Consider the following 19631-nt stretch of genomic DNA (forward strand, 5'->3'; position numbering starts at 1 on the left):
ATCAAATGTCACCGCTTACCTACCCATTCACTTGCCAGGATGTTCGCTTTGAATCGGGCGAGACCTACTGTTCGGCCTGGCTCTACCTGCCGGTTGGCGTAGAGAAACCGCCGATTGTAGTGCTCGGACATGGACTGGGTGCGGTTCGCGAGATGCGCCTGGACGCCTTTTCCGAACGATTCGCCGCTGCGGGAATCGCTACATTGGCCTTCACCTACCGTTATTTCGGAGACAGCGGTGGTCGGCCCAGACAGTTGATGTCTGTGAAGCGGCAACTGGCTGACTGGGATGCAGCGCTGGACTTCGTCAAAGGCTGCGCGGATGTCGATGGGCGTCGGGTTGGAATATGGGGAAGCTCGTTTGGGGGAGGACATGCGATTACCGTGGCCAGCCGGCATCCCGAGTTACTGGCCGCCATCAGTCAGTGCCCTTTTACCGATGGTCTGGCTTCAACTGCCGCACTGGGTGTGAAGGGATCGCTGCAGGTAATGCCGGTGCTCCTGCGTGATTTTGCAGCCAGGCTACTGGGTCGCCCGCCCGTGATGGTGCCAATCGCTGCCGCTCCCGGTCAGCCAGCCTTGATGAATGCGCATGATGCCCTGCCGGGTTATCTGGCCTTGGTGCCGAAGGGGATGGTGTTCGTCAATCACGTCGCCGCACGGGTGCTCCCGGAAATCATGGCTTATCGACCCGGACGCTCCGCCTCTAAGGTGAAGCTCCCCATCCTGTTTTGCGTCAGCACCACTGACACTGTCACGCCACCGGAACAGACGATCGCCTTGGTGCGCAAGGCGCCGCATGGAGAAACCAAACTCTACGCGGCGGGGCATTTCGAGTTCTACATGGGCGACGCGTTCGAAGAACTAGTGAAGGATCAGACTCAATTTCTGACGAAACATCTACTCGGCTCTTCAGCCAATTGATTCAAGCGTTTCCGTCACTTTTAGAGAGAACAACAATAATGTGCTTTTCCAAACTTTCAGATTTGCGCGCGGTGACAGAGCCTGATGGTCTGTGCATCGCTGACGACAGCAGCAACCTGACTAACCGGCAGTTCCATTCCAGAGTCCTCGCGGCAGCGGGAGTATTCGCGGACAGGGGGGTGGGCGTTGGAGACGTCGTTGCGATCATGTTGCCCAACCAAGTGGAGTTTGTGGTGGCGATGTTCGCCGCCTGGCGTCTGGGGGCGGCGGTCACGCCGATCAATCCTGGGCTGACCAGCAAGGAAGCCACTCATCAACTGGTTGATTCGGGGGCGAAGCTGCTCATCAACGCCAGCGGCGAAGTCATAGTCCCGAATCTGCAGTCCCTGCCTGTCGCCACTCTGGAAACGGGGGCGTCTTACACCGGCGTCCCCTTTGAAGAGCCTGACGCACTGGCACTGTTGATCTACACCAGTGGCACTACCGGCCTGCCGAAGGGCGTGATGCTCGATCACGCCAATATTGAAGCCATGTCGGAAATGGGGCGAAACTCACTCCAGGTCACGGCAGCAGACCACTGTTTATTGATACTTCCACTCTTTCACGTAAACGGCATTGTGGTGAGCACTCTTGTCCCGCTATCAAGCGGTGGTCGGGTTTCGATTCGCAAGCGTTTCAACGTCGACACGTTTTTTGAGGATGTCGAGTGGCTTCGACCCACGTACTTCTCTGCAGTGCCAACCATCTACGCAATGCTTAGCGCGTTACCTCGTGAGGTAAAACCTTATACCTCCAGTCTTCGGTATGGCATCTGCGGCGCGGCGCCTGCATCGGCGGAACTACTGAAAAAATTTGAAGCGCGTTTCGGTTTTCCGCTGCTTGAGGGATATGGCCTGTCCGAAGGCACGTGCGCTTCGACCATCAACCCCTTCGACGGCCTACGCAAGGTCGGTACGGTCGGGCTGCCCTTCACCGGGCAACGCATTGCAATCGCCGACCCGAGCGGTGTGCATTTGCCGCAGGGCGCCACTGGCGAGGTGCTGGTTCAAGGTCCTAACGTCATGCGCGGTTACCTTGGGAAGCCCGAGGAAACAGCGAAGACCATCGTCGATGGCTGGCTGCACACCGGCGACATTGGCCGGATCGACGAAGACGGTTATCTGGCCATCGTCGGGCGCCTTAAAGAGATGATCATTCGCGGCGGCGAGAACATCTATCCAAAGGAGATCGAGGATGTGTTGTTCGAATTTCCGGGGGTTCTTGAAGCAGCAGTGATCGGTGTCCCTCACGAGACCCTTGGCGAAATTGTTGTTGCCTACGTCGCGTTTCGTACGGGATTCGCCGGTACCCAGGAGGGCTTGAGTGAGCACTGCACTGACCGGCTGACGCGTTACAAAAGACCTTCCACGATCAACATCATCGACAGCCTGCCAAAGAATGCCGTGGGCAAAGTCGACAAGCTGAGGCTGCGCAAGATGTGGACCGAATATGTCGATTGACAGGTAATTACCTGATGGACTTTAGGCGCAAAGCAATCGGCACGTAGAAGGGGACACATCATGAAAAACGCAGACTTCGACTGGCTGGTGATCGGATCGGGATTTGGCGGCAGCGTCTCGGCGCTGCGCCTCGTGGAGAAAGGCTATCGCGTCGGGGTACTCGAACGCGGCCGTCGCTATCGCGACGAAGACCTTCCCAAGTCGGCCTGGCAGCTCAACAAATATCTGTGGGCACCCGCATTGGGTTTGAAGGGCATCATGCGCATGTCGCTGTTTCGCCATGTCTTTTTTCCCAGCCAGTCGGGTGTCGGTGGCGGCAGTACCGTGTATGGCGGTGTGTTGTACCGCGCCAAGCCAGAGTTCTTCGAAAACGTGCAGTGGCGGGAGCTCGGCCACTGGGACAGGCTATTGCAGCCTCACTACGATACGGCCGAACGCATGCTTGGGGTAAAGACGGTGCCATTCGACTCGACGAACCAGCAACTGGCCCGGGAGATGGCGCAACACTTCGGAACCGAAGACACATTCACTCGAGCACCCACCGGAGTGTTCTTTGGCGAACCGGGCAAAACCGTCAAGGACCCCTATTTCGGTGGGGAAGGGCCTGACCGTACCGGGTGTATACGTTGCGGCGCCTGTATGGTGGGATGCCGCGTCGGTGCCGTGAACTCGCTGGTGAAAAACTACCTGTGGTTCGCAGAGAAACGCGGTGTGCAGATATTGGCAGAGCGTGAGGTCGTTGATGTGAGCCCACTCGGGGCAGCCGATGGTAGTGACGGCTACCGTGTGACCGCCCAGCGCCCCGGCGCCTGGTTCACCCGTGATCGCCATACTTACACCGCCCGCGGAGTGATCTTCGCCGGCGGGGCTCTCGGTACCAACGAATTATTGGCCAACTGCAAGCACGGCGGCTCGTTGCCCCGGGTCAGCGATCGCCTTGGTGAACTGGTGCGCACCAACAGCGAATCGGTTCTGAACGTGCGCCTGCCCGAGGACCGCAAGACTTGGAACGATGTTACCGCCAGCAGCAGTGTGCATGTCGATCAGGATACCCACATCGAGTTTCTCACCTACGGTCGCAACGCCGACTTCCTCAGTTTGCTTTGCACGTTGCTGGTCGGTAAGGGTAACCGCATGACGCGGCCGCTGAAGTGGCTGGGGAATATCGTGTTGCACCCAACGCGATGGCTCAAGTCGCTATGGCCATGGGGCTGGAGCCGACACATGGTGATGCTGCTAGTGATGCAGACATTGGACAATGCGATTGCACTACGCCCCAGCAAGCGTTGGCTGGGTCGCGGCTACCGTCTCGTCACCGAGCAGAATCGCGACAAGCCAAATCCGACTTACATCGAGATGGGCAACCGGGCGGCTCAATGGTTGGCCAGGCACACCGGCGGTATTGCCCAGAGCAACGTACTGGAAGCGCTGGGCAACATTCCGACAACAGCCCATGTGCTGGGCGGTGCCGTGATCGGCGCCGATGCCCAAAGCGGCGTGATTGATCAGAACCTACACGTTTTTGGTTACCAGAACTTGTTGGTTTGTGACGGCGCTGCGATGCCTGCAAATCCTGGGGTTAATCCTGCGCTGACCATCACGGCACTCGCCGAGTACGCAATGGCGCAGATTCCACAGGCCCGCAATAACGAAGGTGTTCATGAGCTAGGTGAGGCGGTAGCTACCAAACCGTCCAGTGGCGTGCTCAGCCATCCTGATAATAAGCGCGTGGCCTCGATACAGATCCCTATCCTGCTGCACATATGAGCATTGAGCCGCAAAGCATACGAGCATCTGTAATGACCGGTTCCTTCTCTGCATGAGCGAACCGGTTGACCCAACCTCTGAACATGCCGAGTGGCTGCGTACTTGAACTGAAATACTGTTCGCTCCGCGTTACTGCAGGGTTGCGCGGTTTTTTCAAGGTTCTAGCGGAGTTGCCTACCCGGCAATTACGCCAGCAGTGGAAGATTCCACTTTTTCGCGCTTCGCTCCCAAGCCGACAACAATGTTGTTACACGTCGCTACCAGGATCTGCGAAGCAGGATTGGCCGTGCCTGCGAAGTGGCCAGCGAGTTCGAGCATGATGAATCCATGCGCGGCACTCCACAGCTGTGGCGCGATGAGGGCAGGATCGATTTTGCGAACGCATTTGGCATCAACCAAGCGAGCACACGCGTTGATCAGAATCGCGTATGTCGCCTTGAAGGCTTCCGATTGCCCATCTGCAATCGATTTCATGGTACCTCGTGAGGGGCTATATCTGCCGTCAATCGAAAGACCAAACATTAAGTCGTACAGATGGGGATTGCTTCGTGCAAGGTCTCGGCAAGCCAGGAGCATCGCACATAAGTCAGTTATCGGATCATCCGTGATTGGCACACGCTTGAAGACTGCAGCCAACCGCTTGAATCCCTCGTCAGCGACTGCTTGTAGAAGTTCCGGCACTCCGCCGAAGTGTGTGTAAACCCCCATCGTCGACAGGCCGGCTTCGCTCGCTACCGAACGGGCCTTGACTTCGGACGGGCCGTTAGTCGCAAGCACACGGATGGTTGCCTCGACGAGGCGGGTGGGGGCATTAGGGAGTGAGTTATCAGTGGTCATGTTGCAATACTGCCATAACGGCGTTATGTTTATCAAATAACAGCGTTATATGTCTCGCGCGACTGGAAGCTTGCTCAGAAAGCGATCTGAACACAGCAAGCGCAATCCGATAGCCGTGAGCCACAGGGCCAATTTCATACTCTGAAAATGGCATCAAGCCGACAAGAAAATTCGCTCAATCATGAGGATTCAGACAATGCGTACGCTCAAAGCAGGTATCTTCGGACTCACCCTGGCAGTAGCAGTCATGTCATCGGCACTGTGGGCAGACGATAATTCGCCCGTTGGTCTGTGGCAAAACATCGACGATGTCAGTGGCAAGCCGAGGGCATTGATTCGAATCACCGAGTCCGATGGCACTCTGAAGGGCGTTATCGAAAAAGCGTTTCCCGCCCCGAGCGAAGACCAGAATCCGAAGTGCGGCAAATGTGATGGCGTGAACAAGAATGCGTCGATTGTAGGCCTGACCATTCTTACCGGTTTGCGCAAGGACGGCGAAGAATACACCGATGGCGAAATCCTCGATCCGGATAACGGCAAGGTCTATAGCAGTAAAGTCCACCTGACCGACAACGGTAAAAAACTCAGCGTGCGCGGCTACATTGGCACGCCGCTGCTGGGGCGTTCACAGACCTGGGTACGCCAGGAGTAAGGAAGTACGATGAAAGCATTCATTATCGAACGCTATGGAAAAAAAGTTGCGTTACGGGCGACCGAAATGCCAGAACCTGAATTGGGCAAGGTTGACGTTTTAGTCCAGATTCATGCGGCGGGTGTGAACCCTCTGGATTTAAAAATCAGGGACGGTGAGTTCAAAATGATTTTGCCTTATCGCATGCCGCTTATTCTGGGCAATGATTTGGCCGGGATCGTCGTGCGGGTTGGCTCACAAGTGCAGCAATTCAAGCCGGGCGACGAGGTCTATGCGCGGCCAGATGACGATCGAATCGGTGCATTTGCTGAATTCATTGCGATCAATCAAGGCTCGCTGGCGATCAAGCCGAAAGGTCTCACAATGGAAGAAGCAGCTTCGATCCCTCTGGTTGGCTTGACGGCCTGGCAGGCGCTGGTCGAAAAAGCGAACCTGAAGAAAGGTCAAAAGGTGCTTATCCATGCGGGCTCCGGTGGCGTGGGAACATTGGCCATTCAGCTGGCCAAGCACTTGGGGGCGACTGTCGCGACGACCACGAGCACGGCGAATGTCGAGTGGGTGAAGCACCTCGGTGCAGATATCGTGATCGATTACCGCAAAGACGATTTCGAAAAGGTCCTGCACGATTACGATGTGGTCTTGAACAGCCTGGGCACGGATACACTTGAGAAATCGTTGCGCATACTCAAGCCTGGTGGAAAGCTCATCTCGATCTCTGGACCACCGGATGCTGATTTTGCGAAAAACGCTGGATTGTCCGGATTCCTGAAACTGGTCATGGGCCTGTTGAGTTACGGGATCAGGAAAAAAGCTAAACGCCGTGGCGTCAGCTATTCATTCCTTTACATGAAAGCCAGCGGTGACCAGTTGCGTAAGCTTACTGCGCTCATCGATTCCGGTGTCATACGCCCGGTGGTGGACCGGGTTTTTCCATTCGAATCGACTCCGGATGCCTTGGCCTATGTTGAAACCGGTCGGGCAAAAGGCAAGGTCATCGTCAGGGTTAAATAACGCCGATGCCCTTGATGGGAAGGTCTTGATACCTATCACCAAACAACTTTTCGAGGCTCTCACACCTATAGGCGACCCCATGTTCGAGAACTTCGAAACGCACCAAATTGCTGTAGGCGATGTGGAAATTGCCTGTGTTGCAGCGGGTAAAGGCGACCCCATCCTGATGCTCCACGGTTTTCCGCAGACCATGGCGCTCTGGGCACGTATCGCACCTGAGCTGGTCGCGCGTGGCTATCGGGTTGTCTGTGCTGATTTGCGTGGGTATGGGGCATCGGATAAGCCGCCGCTTCAAGCGGATCTGTCAAATTACGGATTTCGCGCCATGGCCGCGGATCAGGTCGGACTGATGCGTGTGCTCGGACATGAACGGTTCCATCTTGTGGGACACGACCGTGGCGCGCGCACTGCATACAGGATGACACTGGATCATCCAGACGTGGTGGCGAGCGTCACGCTGATGGACATCGTTCCTACGGCTGTGATGCTGACAGATCTGCGCAAGGACATAGCCCACAGTTACTGGCATTGGTTTTTTCTTTCTCAGCCCGCACCCTTTCCGGAGCGCATGATTGCGGCGGATCCCGATTTCTTTTTCGAGAGCTGCCTTTTCGGCTGGGGTGCCGCAGGGCCGGAGGATTTTGATGCTGACCAACTGGCGGCGTATCGGAAAGCCTGGCGTGATCCGGCAACGATCGCTGGGTTTTGCAACGACTATCGCGCCGCACTCACTGTGGATCTGGCAGACGACATGTCCGATTCCGGACGACGCATCACCGCGCCCGCGCTGATCCTCTATGGCGCCTCAGGTGCGATGGCCAAACACTATGATTTACCCGCCACTTGGGTGGATCGCTGCACGATGATGGAGGCTTCTGCGATAGTGGGCGGACATTTTTTTGCTGATTCCCGGCCGGACGAGGTCATTGAGCGAGTCGCCGCATTTTTGGCAAGCCATCCCCTGCAATCTTGCTGAAAACCTCCCGTGCATTCTTTGTCCTCGCCAGCACGGTAGGCGAGGGTAGCGGTTTGAAGCGAATGGGTCAGGCGATCTGCTGGCGGCAGGGCTTGGTCAGTCCTCCATGGGTAACTGAAACCTGGCTCGATAAGCCCCCGGAGTAAATCCAACGCGTTCACGGAACAGGCGTGCAAACGAGCTGATATCACTGTAACCGACATAGTGAGCGATTCGCTCGGTACTCAGGTCGCCCGCCTCCAGTAAAGCTCGCGCCGTATCAACGCGTAGGTTCTGAAGATAGGTGAGCGGTGACTGCTCAAGCACCTTATTGAAGCGGCGTATCAATGTACGTTCGCTGACGGCCAACTTCTGCGCCAGGTCTGTCATGCGCACCTGTTCCGCCAAGTGATCCTGAAGCCACTTTTGCGCGCGTTGAATCAAGGGATCATTGTGGGTCTTGTCGGCAATAAGCGGCTGGAAAGGTGTCTGCGTCGTTTGGGTCAAATCGATCAGCATGCTGCGGGCGCATTGCCTGGCGATGGCCTCTCCCGCGAATTTGTTAAGCACGTGAACCGCTTGCAACAAAAATGTGGCATGTGCGCCACCGCATACCAGACGTTCAGACTCAGTCACCACTGGACGCATTTGCAGATCAACCTTCGGGAATCTGCTGCGGAAATGCCCCTCCAGCCACCAAGTGGTCGTCGCCACTTTATTGTCGAGCAAACCCGTCTCAGCAAGCAGGAAGGTACCCGTGCAATTGGCACAGAGCCATGCACCATTTCGCCATTGGCTAACCAGCCAGTCACGCACAGCTCCCTGTTTTTCCAGGAAACCCTGGAAATGCTGCCAGCCGCGATAATGCAGGCTGGGAATAAAGACCAAATCATAATGCTGGTTCTTCGGCAGCGCCCGCATGCCAAGCTCGAGGCCATTGCTCGCGCGCACAGGCCGACCGTTCTGCGATATGAAATGCCATTCAAACAGACCCGACGGTGGCATCCCCTGTTTTGACATGTGCGCGTTGGCAACCTGAAGCATGTCAGCAAAACCTCCCACAACGGAGGCATAGGAGTCGTCAAAACCCAGAATCGCAACGGTGGTCATGGCGGAGCCTTTTTTGGCGTGGATGGCGATATTCGCATATTTACCGTCGTTTTTGCCTATTACGTCATTCCATCAGTTTTCATACCGTTCACATCACGTTGCTTCCCCAGGCTACAGAAGAGATAACCATGCCCCATCTTGCCAATACTTCGGTCAATGCGACTGTTGCGCGTCACCAGGATCGCCTGTATCACGACCTGGATACCCCCCAGGAAATCCTGGCTATCCGCCAGGAGATTCGTCGCTTCGCCGACGAACATGTCGCCCCGGTGGCTTACGCCATTGGTCACACAGAGGAGTCCGTTGCAGCGTTCCCGCGTGACTTGTTCGCCAAAATGGCCAAGGCCGGTTTATTCGGCATTCCCTTTGCCACCGATGTTGGCGGGCGAGGGCTCAAATACCCCACCGCAGCCACTGCCGTGATGATCGAGGAGCTGGCCTACCATTCGAACTCGGTGGCCGCCATCGTGGACGTGCACTGCATTCTCGCGGGTAATGCGCTGAACCACGGGTCGGACTCGATCAAGCAACGCTATCTCAAGCCTTTGCTCAGCGGCGACAAGATAGGGAGTTTCGCGACTACCGAGCCAGATGCCAGTACCGACTTGAGCGTTGAGGCCATGGGCACCCATGCTACGCGCACCGAAGATGGTTACATCGTCAACGGCCGCAAGCGTTTCATTTCCAACGCCCCAGTTGCCGACTTTGTTGTACTGCTCTGTGTCGATGGCGCGCGCATGACCGAGTTGGTGGTCGAGTTGAATTGGCCAGGTGTTCGTGTTGGCGAACCCGACAAGAAAATGGGCAACCATGGTCAACTGACGGCGGACATCTACTTCGACAACGTCAAAGTGCCCATGACGAATGTTGTTGGCCAGCCCGGTGAAGGTCTCAAGATAGCGTTGCAAACACTGACGTTCGGGCGCATCGGGATTGCCGCCAGCGGGACCGGCATGGCTCAGGCATTGTTTGATCACAGTATCGCGCGGCTCAAGACGCGCCGGGCTTTTGGCAAAGCCATTGCGCAGTTCCAACACTGGCAGTTCAAGATGGCTGAACGCGCCACTGAAATCGAGAACGCCCGCAACCTATATCTCAAGGCCGCTTTACGCATGGACGAAGGACTCGCTTTCCCGGAGCCCGAGGCCGCAATGGCCAAATGGTACGGCACCAACCTTGCTGGTGAGTTCGCCCGCGACGCGGTACAGATCTTTGGTGGCTATGGCTTTATGCGCGAGCTCGCGGCGGATGGTTCGCACTACCGTGTCGAAGAGATCTATCGCGATTGCAAGATCGCCGAAATCTATGAGGGAACCAATGAGATTCAAAAGCTAGTCATCGCACGCGCAATCTTCGGCAAAGACATCACCGGCTGATTGGATGGCCAATCCAATGGAGAGCTGTCCAATGCACATTCTCATTATCCATGCGCACAACGAGCCGCAATCGTTCAATGCGGCCATGAAAGATCTGGCGGTCGAAGAAATGCGGGGGCAAGGGCACTCTGTCGAAGTGTCTGACCTGTATGCCATGAGTTGGAATCCGGTCGCCAGCGCAGCTGATTTTGGCTGCCGCGTAAATTCCGAGTACCTGACGTATGCCTTGGAACAGCGTCACAATTGCTCGCAACGCACACTGGCACCGGACATCCAGAAGGAGCTGGACAAGTTGCTGGAGGCCGATCTGGTGATCTTCAACTTCCCAATCTATTGGTTCTCGATGCCGGCAATCATGAAAGGCTGGATAGACCGAGTATTGGTATCTGGCGTCTGCTATGGCGGAAAGCGCTTTTACGATCAGGGCGGCCTGGTTGGCAAGAAGGCCATGCTCGCCATCACTGTCGGCGGTCAACCACACATGTTGGTAAGCGGCGGTGTGCACGGTGAACTCAACGACATGCTCCGGCCCATCCTGCGTGGAACGTTGGCCTATACCGGAATGACAGTGCTTCCGACCTTTGTTGCCTATCACGTACCGTACATTTCTCAGGAAGCACGTGTCACTCAGTTGGCGATGTATCGACAGCACCTGCGTTCGCTGGACACACTGCAAGGGCTTTCATTCGTCTCACTTGATGAGTTCGATGAGAAATTGCACCCGATTTCCGCTCCCAATTCCAAGCAGGCACCACGTTTGCCTACATAGTTTTCTCATCATCGGTATCCCTATGAATCTCTGGTTTCGTCTTCTGTTTCTGCTGTTTCGTAGACCCTGGCGTAAAGCGGTCGACGGACGGCGTGGTCGTGATGCGAGGTCTTTTCCACTCTGCAGACGGCACGATTCCACCTGATGATTTCGTCCGAGAGTTGGGAATAGCAGAGCGCTCGCCCGTGATGTCCAAATGGTTGACAGACGGGTCGCAAAGTTGCGATGACATGAGCCGGCAGCTTCGAAGTGAAGAGGGTCTATCTGACCTGAGTCGCAGTTAGCGTGGTGGGCCGTTTCCAGTCTGACCGCTAGAGCCAGGGATCACGTCCTTTCTCTTCTTGATACCCACTGAAAACAAGTCCAGAATCAAGTCCTTTCCTGCTTCAGGAAGCAACGAAACCCTTTAGATTTCAATGGGTCGGACGCTAGATGCGAGTCTCGTTTCCCGCTCCAATTATTGCTTGGCGACATACTCGAAGGTGCGCACCTCGTTGAGGAGTTGCGCCTCGATTTTGGCGGTCTTGGCCTTGAGCGGAGCGGTGTGGTTAGCCACGTCGCGGCGTGCGCCGCGGGCAATGTCGCGCGCTTCTTTCAGGCCGATTTCGGGGTAAGCGCCGATTGAGAAGCGGTTTTCCTTGCCATGCAGCCGATACTTCAAGCGCCAGAACTTGGAAGGGGATTTGCCGACCTTGCTCGACACCCCTTACCTCCAAGTAGAGGCCAGGGACTTCGCCATCGGCGTGTTTGCCGGGTTCGGTCAGCGAGCGGATCAAGGCATCGCTGAGTTTTCGTTTGAAAACAACCGCATTATCTGGGGGCATCGGTGGGGGCATCCTTTTTAAGGAACCGAAATTTGCCCCGGTTATGCCCCCATGAGTCGTGGAATCCATTGGATTTAGACAGGCGGCAGTGGACCGAAATTACCAATAAACGCTTGTTATAAAACAGTTTTATGGAATTTACTGGAACTCCATTACAAGCTATCGGGGTCCCCAAAGAACATCTGAATCCGCGACCTTAACCACCGCTCCCCCGGATCATTATCCTGCGACCCACGCCAAGCCATGTGCAGCTCAAAACTGCGCACCGGCAACGGCGGATCTTCGGCTCGCACACCACCAGCCGCCGTCAACGCTTCAGCGGTGTAATCAGGCACGGTCGCAACAATATCGGTGCCACTGATAAGCGTACTGAGCCCATTGAACTGCGGCACCGCCAGCACCACATGCCGTTTGCGCCCCAGCTTCTCCAGCTCTTCATCGATAAAGCCGCTCAGGTCGCCCGCGAACGAAACCAAGGCATGGGGGCGGGCGCAGAAGTCATCCAGGCTCAACGGCCCCGGTACCGTGTCGGCCCGCAACAGTTTCGGCATGCTGCGGCGCAGCACTTTGCGCTTGGCGTTGGCCGGCAGGTCGGCGGTGTAGCTAACGCCGATGGAAATCTCGCCCGAGGCGAGCAGGCTCGGCATCAGGATGTAGTTGGCCCGACGCACCACCAGCACGATTCCCGGCGATTCTGCGCGCAGCCGTTTGAGCAGCATTGGCAGCAGCGCGAATTCAACATCATCCGACAAGCCGATGCGGAACACCGCGGTGCTGGTCGCCGGGTCGAATTCCGCCGCACGACTGACCGCGGTGGAAATCGAATCCAGGGCTGGAGAGAGCAGGGCGAAGATTTCCACTGCTCGGGCGGAAGGCTCCATGCTGCGGCCGGTACGCACGAACAACGGGTCATCGAACAGCCCGCGCAGGCGCGAGAGCGCCGCACTGATGGCCGGCTGGCCGAGGAACAATTTTTCCGCAGCGCGGGTCACGCTGCGTTCGTGCATCAGTGTTTCGAAAACGATCAACAGGTTCAGGTCGACACGACGCAGGTCATTACGATTCATCTGGAGTCCTGGCAGAGTCAGCAAACTTGACGTGAGCGGCCATATGAGAACAATGGCCGGCATGAATCTTACGGGGAAAGACTGGTACTCTGCACAGGGTAATTCAGTTTTTTCTGAAAGGCTGCTTCGGTTTTTCACGGCATTGGATGATGTCGCCGTCGCTGCGGAATCAATGACAGGCATGTCGACTATTAATAGCCACTGATGGTCTTGGGTAGAAAGCCCAGATAGAGTTCAGGGCATTAGAGGTTACTTTGACGAGGTTTGCGATGTCCCGCACGATCCGTTTTCACAAGTTTGGTCCAGCCGAGGTGCTCAAATGCGAAGAGCATGCGGCCGCTCTGCCTGCGCCGGGCGAAGTGCAGGTGCGCGTCGAAGCGATAGGCATCAGCTGGTATGACATTCTCTGGCGCCAGAACCTGGCCTCATCCCATGCACGTCTGCCGTCAGGCCTTGGCAGTGAAATGGCCGGTGTGGTCACCGCGCTCGGCGAGGGCGTCGATGACCTGGCTGTCGGTGACAAGGTTGCCAGTTTCCCGGCCGAAAGCCCTAACGACTACCCGGTCTATGGCGAACAGATCGTTCTGCCACGCACGGCGCTGACCCGCTACCCGGACGTGCTCAGCCCGATCGAGGCCAGCGTGCACTACACGCCGCTGCTGGTCGCCTACTTTGCCTACGTTGATCTGGCGCGAGTCAAACCCGGGCAATTTGCCCTGGTGACCGACGCCAGCCACTGCGCCGGACCGTCGTTCGTGCAACTGGGCAAAGCCCTTGGTGTGCGGGTGATTGCTGCGACAAAAACCGCGGATGAGCGTGAGTACCTGCTGTCCCTGGGCGCCGAGAAAGTCATCGTCACCGAAGAACAGGATCTGCTGATGCAGATCAACAAGATCACTGATAACCGCGGCGTCGATGTGGTGTTCGATGGCCTTGGCGGGCCGCAGATGTCGCTGCTCGGCGATGTGCTCGCCCCTCGTGGCAGCCTGGTGCTCTATGGCCTGCAAGGAGGTAACCAGACGCCGTTCCCGGCCTGCGCGGCGTTCCAGAAGAACATTCAGTTTTTCGTGCACTGCATCGGTAACTTCACCGGCAAGCCGGAACTGGGCATCATTCAGGACCAGGTCGCATTGCAGCGTGCCCTGCGTGACATCAACCAACTGACCGCCGACCGCGTGCTGCTGCCGCTCAAAACCCGGGTCTTCCCGTTTTCCGAGTTTGTCGAAGCGCACCGCTATATGGGCGAATGCCCCTGTCGCGAACGGGTCGCCCTTCAGGTCGAACCTGCTTAACCCTTCCTCCGCCAAGAGTCCGCCGAACACGGACTCTTCTGCTGGCAGTCGCTCCAAAATGAGACGTGTCATCGATCTGTCGGTGGTCCGGTTCAGCAACTGAGCTGGTTTTTGCTCTCAATCTGTATCTTCTAATCATTATGTAAGCCCTGATAATTGAATGATTACTTTCATCTCAAGGAAAGAGTCATGGCTGAGTATCAGGCTGAAACTCCTCAATGCGCGCCGGCAATATATGCTCAACAAATAATGCGGCGTCGCTCAGTTGTCTTACATTCATGGGCAACTTCTTTCTTTATTTCTTGTGCTAAGTGTCTGTGGGACGCTGTCGGAAATTTCCTAGGAAAACCCGCCGGAGCCCAAGGCGCCCGTTCTGCGGGGCATTGCGCCGATATGGATCTCCCTGGGTTACCCGTAGCGTTCAAACATTTCAAATAATTACACAATGCTTAAGTGCTAGCATTTGAATAACAGCACCGGCACTCCATTCATGACAAACAACCTGTTGCGCAATACACCTCGTTATTTGCGTGGCATCGTACTTTTGAGTCACAGGTAAATAATGATGACCGCTACCCATGATCAGGCAATGAACTATGTTTATCAGCAAATGCTGCAGCGCTTGCTGGGTTTTTTCTCTCGCGCCGAGCGCACGGCATTGCAATTGCTGATTCAGCGCCTGGTGATGTCCGCAGGAGGTTTGGAGCGTATCGGCGATTACAAGGTGCTGTCGATCCAGTCCGGGTCCCGCGACAGCTGCTACACCCTGGCGCTACTGCGTGCCGCGCAGCTGAGTATTGCCGGCCGGGCACCGGCGACGTTTCAGCTGCGAGTGGCGACCTTGCGCTTGAACGGTGCGGCCTCGACAGCCTTGGAAAACATCCATCGCAGCTGCAGTGCATTGTTTCTCTACGACGATCCCCGGGTCGAAGTGTTGATGGTCGATAATCGCGAAGTCCTGCCGTTCAATCATCTGGCGCCGATCTCTGAAGCCGGTCGTGAGTCGAATCGGCTCAATCTGCTGATGGTCGGGCACCGCCGTGTCTGGGACGGGCCGCTTGATCTGTGGGATGACGGGTATCTGGCGACCGGCGAGTTTTACGGACAAATCGCCCGTTGGGACCAGGGTGTCGACGCATTGATCAGTAGCGATACGCCCCGTCGGCAGAAGCAGTTTCTCGAGGGGTTGAATCGTGCGGCGGCCAAGGCCGGGCTCAAGGCGCCGGACTGTCACGAAACGGGCTACGAGTGTCTGTTCGCGCGACTCGATGAATTGGGCAGCGATTGCTACCGCGAGTTTTATCCTGAGTCTGCCCAGGCGGCGTGGCGTCCCGCCGAACGTTTTGAAGCGTGTCGCCGCACGACCTTCATCGATATTCACGACATGCTGGTCAGCAACCTGGAAGAGCGCTGGCCACTGCTCACCGATTTCCTCGGGTTTCAACCTGACGAGTTGTCGGCTCAGCTCAGTGATAACGGCTACGTCAGCTTGTCGATATCCGCGCATCTTCGTGGCTTGCAAGCGTGCTTTGTACAGGGTCGCAGCTACGAGGAAGGCATTGGCGAGTACCTGCAGCGGGCGCTGGTGATGATGCGTCGCAAACACGTTCCAGAGCGCTTTTGCGAACAGGCCATGGAAACCTTCGGCAACCCGATGACGATGACCGACCAGCGCGCATTGGCATCGGCTGAAGCACAAAAGAGCCTCGGTTTGAGCGAGGCTCAACTGGTGTGTCTACTGTTTGCCCCGTTTGTCGATAACGGCGCGGCGCTTGAGCATTTTCTCCGTCAGTGCCATCCCGGCATGCTCGTGGCGTTGCCGGACTTGCACCGGGCAATGCAGGGCGGCCCGGCTCCCGAGCAGGTTCTGCAATGGATGGTCGATGTCAGCGGGTTGCCCGTGAGTCTGATCAGTAGGCTTTACCGCATGGGGCCGGTGGTTCGGGATGAGGGCAGGGCTCTCGGCCTGGAAAGCGTCGAGGTGGGTGGGCAAGCTGAAGTCGTGGAGCCTGGCGGTGAAACGACTGTGGCTGGCGAATGGTCGACGGGCCGGTGAACGTGACTGGTTCGACGGATCCGGCAAGGATGCGTCACGACGTTCGTAGTCTGTTCGGCCATTACCCATGAAAGGACCACGAGATACCGATTTTGCGTACCAGGCGGTGTACCGTTACCTGACTAACCTGATCAATGAGCCGGGCAGTGACATGCAAGTGCGCCTGCCTTCATTGCGGCAGTTGGCGCACCGCCTGAGTGTGTCGATCTCGACCATTCAGTACGCTTATTCGCTGTTGGAAAAAGAAGGGCGCGTCTATTCAGTGGCCAAATCAGGCTACTACGCACTCCCCGTGTCCTCAATCGGCATGCCCGGTAGCGGCAAGGACCTGCTCGAAACGGTTTATGTCAATGCCAGGCGTCCTGGCATGCTGGTGCTGAGCGCCGATGAACCGGCGTTATTACAACCCCTGGATAGCCCGTTGCTGTTACTGGAGAGAGAACTGCTGCGCCAGTATCCGCGCCAGCCGCAACCGTCTTCGCAACCCTGCGGCGAGCTGGAGCTGCGCGCAGCCCTGGCAGCGCGCTACACCACTTCGCCGACCCGTTGCTGGCATGCTGATGATGTCTATATCGGCGCCGATCTGCGTGGCGTACTGGAAATATTGATCGCCGTCCTTGGTCTCAAGGATGCTGTGGTGGTGGTCGAGTCACCGTGCGACTGGGCCATTCTGCGCCTGTTTCAAGACGCGGAGGTGCAGGTGGTCGAGCTGCCGCTGCAAGCCAATGGTGGCCTGGATCCTGAGCAGTTGAAGAAGCTGCTTGAGACTGAGCAGGTACGACTGGTGATGCTTTCATCGAGGCTGAATATGCCCCGGGGCAGTGTGGCGCCTGACAGCAACAGGCAAATCACCGCACAGTTGCTGGAGCGACACGGCAGTTGGGTGCTGGAAAACGATTGTTACGGCGAGCTCGAATTCGAGCCGAGCGGCCTGCGGTTTCGTGATCTGCTGGACCCGGATCGGCTGATCGTGTTCTCCACATTCGAGAAAATCATCGGGTCGGAGGCACCCTTCGGCTATTTGCTGTCGCGACAGCTGCGTGCCGAATTGCAACGGCACTTTCTGCTGCGCGCTTTCCGCTTGTCGCTGATTCGTCAGAAAGCTATTGCGCGGCTGTACAGCAACGGACGCATTGATCAACACCTGCTGGTGTTGCGTCGACTGCTCAAGGAACGCATGGTGCAGATGACTCGGTTGCTGGAAGAGCGTCTGCCCGATGCGTTGCACTTCGTCGAGCCCCAGGGCGGGGCGACAATCTGGATTCGTTCGTTGCGCCAGGTCGATGTGCATCGAGTGTTCGAGCGTTTGCTCAAGCAGCATGTGGTGATTGCGCCGGGGGAGCTGTTCAGCCTGCACGGCCTGCACGGGCAGCATTTGCGCCTGAGTCACACCTTCGGTGGTCACCACGACCTCGCCGATGCATTGGGTCTGTTGGCGGATGCCTTGCGCCTCGAATCGATCGACTGAGCCGAGGCGCAAACCCTCCTCGGTACCTGACAATTGATAACGTCGCGCCCGGAGCAAACTGTCAGTAAACTGCGTTCTATTCCCGAACCACTCTTTCTCAGAGGTTTTGCATGACACTCAGTCCTTTTGCGGGCAAACCGGCACCGGCAGAACTGTTGGTCGACATCCCGCGACTGGTAACGGCCTATTACACCGGCCAGCCCGATGCAGCCATTTCTACCCAGCGCGTCGCCTTTGGCACGTCCGGACACCGAGGTAGCTCGTTCGATCTGAGTTTCAACGAATGGCACGTTCTGGCCATCAGCCAGGCGATCTGCCTGTACCGCGAAGCCCAGGGCATTGACGGTCCATTGTTCGTCGGGATCGACACCCACGCTCTGTCCACGCCGGCCGGTGCCAGCGCCCTGGAAGTCCTGGCGGCAAACGGTGTGACGGTGATGATCGCCGAAGGCGACGAGTACACGCCGACGCCGGCCATTTCCCACGCAATTCTTTGCTACAACCGTGGTCGAACTTCGGGCCTGGCAGATGGCATCGTCATCACCCCGTCTCACAACCCGCCACAAAGCGGTGGCTACAAATACAACCCTACCAACGGCGGCCCGGCCGATACCCACATCACCAAGTGGATCGAAGCCAAGGCCAACGAGCTGCTGGCGGCCAAACTCGCCGGCGTCAAACGCATCAGCTATGAGCAGGCCCTGAAGGCCAGCACCACCCATCGTCACGATTACCTCAACACCTATGTCGCTGACCTGATCAACGTGATCGACTTCGACGCCATCCGCGAGGCGAAGCTGCGTCTGGGTGTCGATCCGCTGGGCGGAGCGGGGGTACGCTACTGGTCGGCGATTGCCGAGCACTATCGCCTGGACCTGGAGGTGGTGAATAAACAGGTCGATGCGACGTTCCGTTTCATGACCGTCGACTGGGACGGGCAGATCCGCATGGACCCATCATCCAGCCACGCCATGCAAGGTCTGATCGGTCTGAAAGAGCGTTTCGACGTGGCCTTTGCCTGTGACCCGGACCACGACCGCCATGGCATCGTGACCCCGTCCGGTGGTTTGCTGGCACCCAACAACTACCTTGCAGTGTCGATCGATTACCTGTTCCAGAACCGTCCGCAGTGGCGTGCCGATGCGGCTGTGGGTAAAACCGTGGTCAGCAGCGGCTTGATCGATCGCGTCGCCAAACGCCTGGGCCGCCGTCTGTACGAAGTGCCGGTTGGGTTCAAATGGTTTGCCGACGGCCTGTTCGACGGCTCCCTCGGTTTTGGTGGCGAAGAAAGTGCCGGCGCGTCGTTCCTGCGCAAGGATGGCAGTGTCTGGTGCACTGACAAGGATGGCTTGATTCCGGCGCTGCTGGCGGCCGAAATGACTGCCCGCACCGGGCGTGACCCAAGTCAGGCCTATCGCGCGTTGACTGATGAACTGGGCGAACCGTTCTCGGTACGGGTCGATGCCAAGGCCAACCCTGAGCAGAAAGCGCTGCTGAGCAAATTGTCGCCAGACCAGGTCACCTCCACTCAACTGGCGGGCGAAGCGATCCAGAACATCCTTAGCCATGCACCGGGCAACGACCAGGCCATTGGCGGTCTGAAAGTCATGACCGAGAACGGTTGGTTCGCGGCACGGCCGTCGGGCACTGAAGACATCTACAAGATCTATGCGGAAAGTTTTGTGAGCGACGACCACCTCAAGCAACTGGTGGCAGAAGCTCAGACCTTGGTGGATGGCGCGATTTCTGCGAAGTGATTGAGGGCCCTGTGGCGAGGGGGCTTGCCCCCGTTGGGTTGCGAAGCGGCCCCAGAATTTCGAAATTCCCGTAGATTTTGCGAGTGCTACGCACTCGAACGGGGGCAAGCCCCCTCGCCACAACGGCTAAATGTAAAAAAGGGGCGATCCATCAACGGTCGCCCCTTTTTTTGTCCCGCTGTCCCGTCCTGAATAAGGTTTACACCTTCTGATCTGTTTTTCAGGAGGACGTAATGGAATCAGCAAAAAGGCGTAGTCAGCGAGACTA

Annotated in this window: 15 protein-coding genes and 2 pseudogenes; 13 read left to right on the forward strand and 4 right to left on the reverse strand. The window is 57.1% G+C overall.

The features are described 5' to 3' along the window. Positions 1–5: 5 nt before the first annotated feature. From ACZ9IM_RS29800 to ACZ9IM_RS29810, 3 genes are read left to right on the forward strand one after another with little or no spacing between them, the layout of a single operon-like run. Positions 6–923: an alpha/beta hydrolase gene (locus ACZ9IM_RS29800; protein ID WP_427627881.1), complete on the forward strand. Its 918-nt coding sequence runs from the start codon at positions 6–8 to the stop codon at positions 921–923. 38 nt (positions 924–961) lie between these two features. Further along, complete coding sequence (locus ACZ9IM_RS29805; RefSeq protein ID WP_476225786.1) at positions 962–2422, forward strand: class I adenylate-forming enzyme family protein; 1461 nt, start codon at positions 962–964, stop codon at positions 2420–2422. A gap of 60 nt (positions 2423–2482) precedes the next feature. After that, the gene (locus ACZ9IM_RS29810; protein WP_427627878.1) at positions 2483–4189 is read left to right on the forward strand and encodes a GMC oxidoreductase; all 1707 of its coding nucleotides are present in this window, start codon (positions 2483–2485) and stop codon (positions 4187–4189) included. 174 nt (positions 4190–4363) lie between these two features. Here ACZ9IM_RS29810 and ACZ9IM_RS29815 read toward each other — a convergent pair whose 3' ends face one another. Continuing rightward, positions 4364–5026 (reverse strand): TetR/AcrR family transcriptional regulator, encoded by a 663-nt coding sequence (locus tag ACZ9IM_RS29815; RefSeq protein ID WP_415769350.1) that lies wholly within the window; start codon positions 5024–5026, stop codon positions 4364–4366. A gap of 196 nt (positions 5027–5222) precedes the next feature. Here ACZ9IM_RS29815 and ACZ9IM_RS29820 point away from each other — a divergent pair, with 196 nt between their 5' ends. The 3 genes from ACZ9IM_RS29820 to ACZ9IM_RS29830 all read left to right on the forward strand — a co-directional run bounded on the left by ACZ9IM_RS29820 (position 5223) and on the right by ACZ9IM_RS29830 (position 7665). Further along, positions 5223–5678, forward strand: a complete 456-nt coding sequence (locus ACZ9IM_RS29820; protein WP_476225787.1) for a DUF2147 domain-containing protein — start codon at positions 5223–5225, stop codon at positions 5676–5678. 9 nt (positions 5679–5687) lie between these two features. Then, positions 5688–6689: an NADP-dependent oxidoreductase gene (locus ACZ9IM_RS29825; RefSeq protein ID WP_427627874.1), complete on the forward strand. Its 1002-nt coding sequence runs from the start codon at positions 5688–5690 to the stop codon at positions 6687–6689. A 79-nt stretch (positions 6690–6768) separates the two neighbouring features. Then, on the forward strand, positions 6769–7665 hold the full coding sequence (locus ACZ9IM_RS29830) for an alpha/beta fold hydrolase (protein ID WP_476225788.1): 897 nt from the start codon (positions 6769–6771) through the stop codon (positions 7663–7665). A gap of 96 nt (positions 7666–7761) precedes the next feature. Here ACZ9IM_RS29830 and ACZ9IM_RS29835 read toward each other — a convergent pair whose 3' ends face one another. Continuing rightward, entirely contained in the window at positions 7762–8754 is a 993-nt protein-coding gene (locus ACZ9IM_RS29835) for a GlxA family transcriptional regulator (RefSeq protein WP_476213068.1), read from the reverse strand. 128 nt (positions 8755–8882) lie between these two features. On the opposite strand from ACZ9IM_RS29835, the gene ACZ9IM_RS29840 reads away from it, so the two are divergent. The 3 genes and pseudogenes from ACZ9IM_RS29840 to ACZ9IM_RS29850 form a co-directional block, all read left to right on the forward strand. Then, positions 8883–10130: an acyl-CoA dehydrogenase family protein gene (locus ACZ9IM_RS29840; protein ID WP_476225789.1), complete on the forward strand. Its 1248-nt coding sequence runs from the start codon at positions 8883–8885 to the stop codon at positions 10128–10130. A 31-nt stretch (positions 10131–10161) separates the two neighbouring features. Continuing rightward, the gene (locus ACZ9IM_RS29845) at positions 10162–10899 is read left to right on the forward strand and encodes an NAD(P)H-dependent oxidoreductase (protein ID WP_476225790.1); all 738 of its coding nucleotides are present in this window, start codon (positions 10162–10164) and stop codon (positions 10897–10899) included. 89 nt (positions 10900–10988) lie between these two features. Beyond that, positions 10989–11183, forward strand: a pseudogene (locus ACZ9IM_RS29850) (thioesterase); the annotation flags it as partial. Positions 11184–11359: 176 nt separating this feature from the next. Here the strand turns inward: ACZ9IM_RS29850 and ACZ9IM_RS29855 are convergent. Together ACZ9IM_RS29855 and ACZ9IM_RS29860 are read right to left on the reverse strand one after the other, a co-directional pair. Further along, positions 11360–11723: pseudogene (locus ACZ9IM_RS29855) on the reverse strand (Arm DNA-binding domain-containing protein); the annotation flags it as partial. Between the two features lie 152 nt (positions 11724–11875). Then, positions 11876–12790: a LysR family transcriptional regulator gene (locus ACZ9IM_RS29860; protein ID WP_095631404.1), complete on the reverse strand. Its 915-nt coding sequence runs from the start codon at positions 12788–12790 to the stop codon at positions 11876–11878. Positions 12791–13059: 269 nt separating this feature from the next. On the opposite strand from ACZ9IM_RS29860, the gene ACZ9IM_RS29865 reads away from it, so the two are divergent. The 4 genes from ACZ9IM_RS29865 (at position 13060) to pgm (ending at position 19363) form a co-directional block, all read left to right on the forward strand. Then, positions 13060–14082, forward strand: coding sequence for a zinc-dependent alcohol dehydrogenase family protein (locus ACZ9IM_RS29865; RefSeq protein WP_063343657.1), 1023 nt, complete (start codon positions 13060–13062; stop codon positions 14080–14082). 565 nt (positions 14083–14647) lie between these two features. Further along, entirely contained in the window at positions 14648–16138 is a 1491-nt protein-coding gene (locus ACZ9IM_RS29870; protein ID WP_427627863.1) for a hypothetical protein, read from the forward strand. 67 nt (positions 16139–16205) lie between these two features. Then, positions 16206–17606: an aminotransferase-like domain-containing protein gene (locus ACZ9IM_RS29875; RefSeq protein ID WP_476225791.1), complete on the forward strand. Its 1401-nt coding sequence runs from the start codon at positions 16206–16208 to the stop codon at positions 17604–17606. Between the two features lie 110 nt (positions 17607–17716). Then, entirely contained in the window at positions 17717–19363 is a 1647-nt protein-coding gene (gene pgm, locus ACZ9IM_RS29880) for a phosphoglucomutase (alpha-D-glucose-1,6-bisphosphate-dependent) (protein WP_476225792.1), read from the forward strand. Positions 19364–19631 lie beyond the last annotated feature (268 nt).

This window comes from Pseudomonas sp. TE12508, from assembly GCF_056279485.1.

Bases quoted from the DNA above. Each gene is read 5' to 3' on its own strand.
- ACZ9IM_RS29800 (WP_427627881.1), top strand. From the start codon at position 6: ATGTCACCGCTTACCTACCCATTCACTTGCCAGGATGTTCGCTTTGAA.
- ACZ9IM_RS29805 (WP_476225786.1), top strand. From the start codon at position 962: ATGTGCTTTTCCAAACTTTCAGATTTGCGCGCGGTGACAGAGCCTGAT.
- ACZ9IM_RS29810 (WP_427627878.1), top strand. From the start codon at position 2,483: ATGAAAAACGCAGACTTCGACTGGCTGGTGATCGGATCGGGATTTGGC.
- ACZ9IM_RS29815 (WP_415769350.1), bottom strand. From the start codon at position 5,026: ATGACCACTGATAACTCACTCCCTAATGCCCCCACCCGCCTCGTCGAG.
- ACZ9IM_RS29820 (WP_476225787.1), top strand. From the start codon at position 5,223: ATGCGTACGCTCAAAGCAGGTATCTTCGGACTCACCCTGGCAGTAGCA.
- ACZ9IM_RS29825 (WP_427627874.1), top strand. From the start codon at position 5,688: ATGAAAGCATTCATTATCGAACGCTATGGAAAAAAAGTTGCGTTACGG.
- ACZ9IM_RS29830 (WP_476225788.1), top strand. From the start codon at position 6,769: ATGTTCGAGAACTTCGAAACGCACCAAATTGCTGTAGGCGATGTGGAA.
- ACZ9IM_RS29835 (WP_476213068.1), bottom strand. From the start codon at position 8,754: ATGACCACCGTTGCGATTCTGGGTTTTGACGACTCCTATGCCTCCGTT.
- ACZ9IM_RS29840 (WP_476225789.1), top strand. From the start codon at position 8,883: ATGCCCCATCTTGCCAATACTTCGGTCAATGCGACTGTTGCGCGTCAC.
- ACZ9IM_RS29845 (WP_476225790.1), top strand. From the start codon at position 10,162: ATGCACATTCTCATTATCCATGCGCACAACGAGCCGCAATCGTTCAAT.
- ACZ9IM_RS29860 (WP_095631404.1), bottom strand. From the start codon at position 12,790: ATGAATCGTAATGACCTGCGTCGTGTCGACCTGAACCTGTTGATCGTT.
- ACZ9IM_RS29865 (WP_063343657.1), top strand. From the start codon at position 13,060: ATGTCCCGCACGATCCGTTTTCACAAGTTTGGTCCAGCCGAGGTGCTC.
- ACZ9IM_RS29870 (WP_427627863.1), top strand. From the start codon at position 14,648: ATGACCGCTACCCATGATCAGGCAATGAACTATGTTTATCAGCAAATG.
- ACZ9IM_RS29875 (WP_476225791.1), top strand. From the start codon at position 16,206: ATGAAAGGACCACGAGATACCGATTTTGCGTACCAGGCGGTGTACCGT.
- pgm (WP_476225792.1), top strand. From the start codon at position 17,717: ATGACACTCAGTCCTTTTGCGGGCAAACCGGCACCGGCAGAACTGTTG.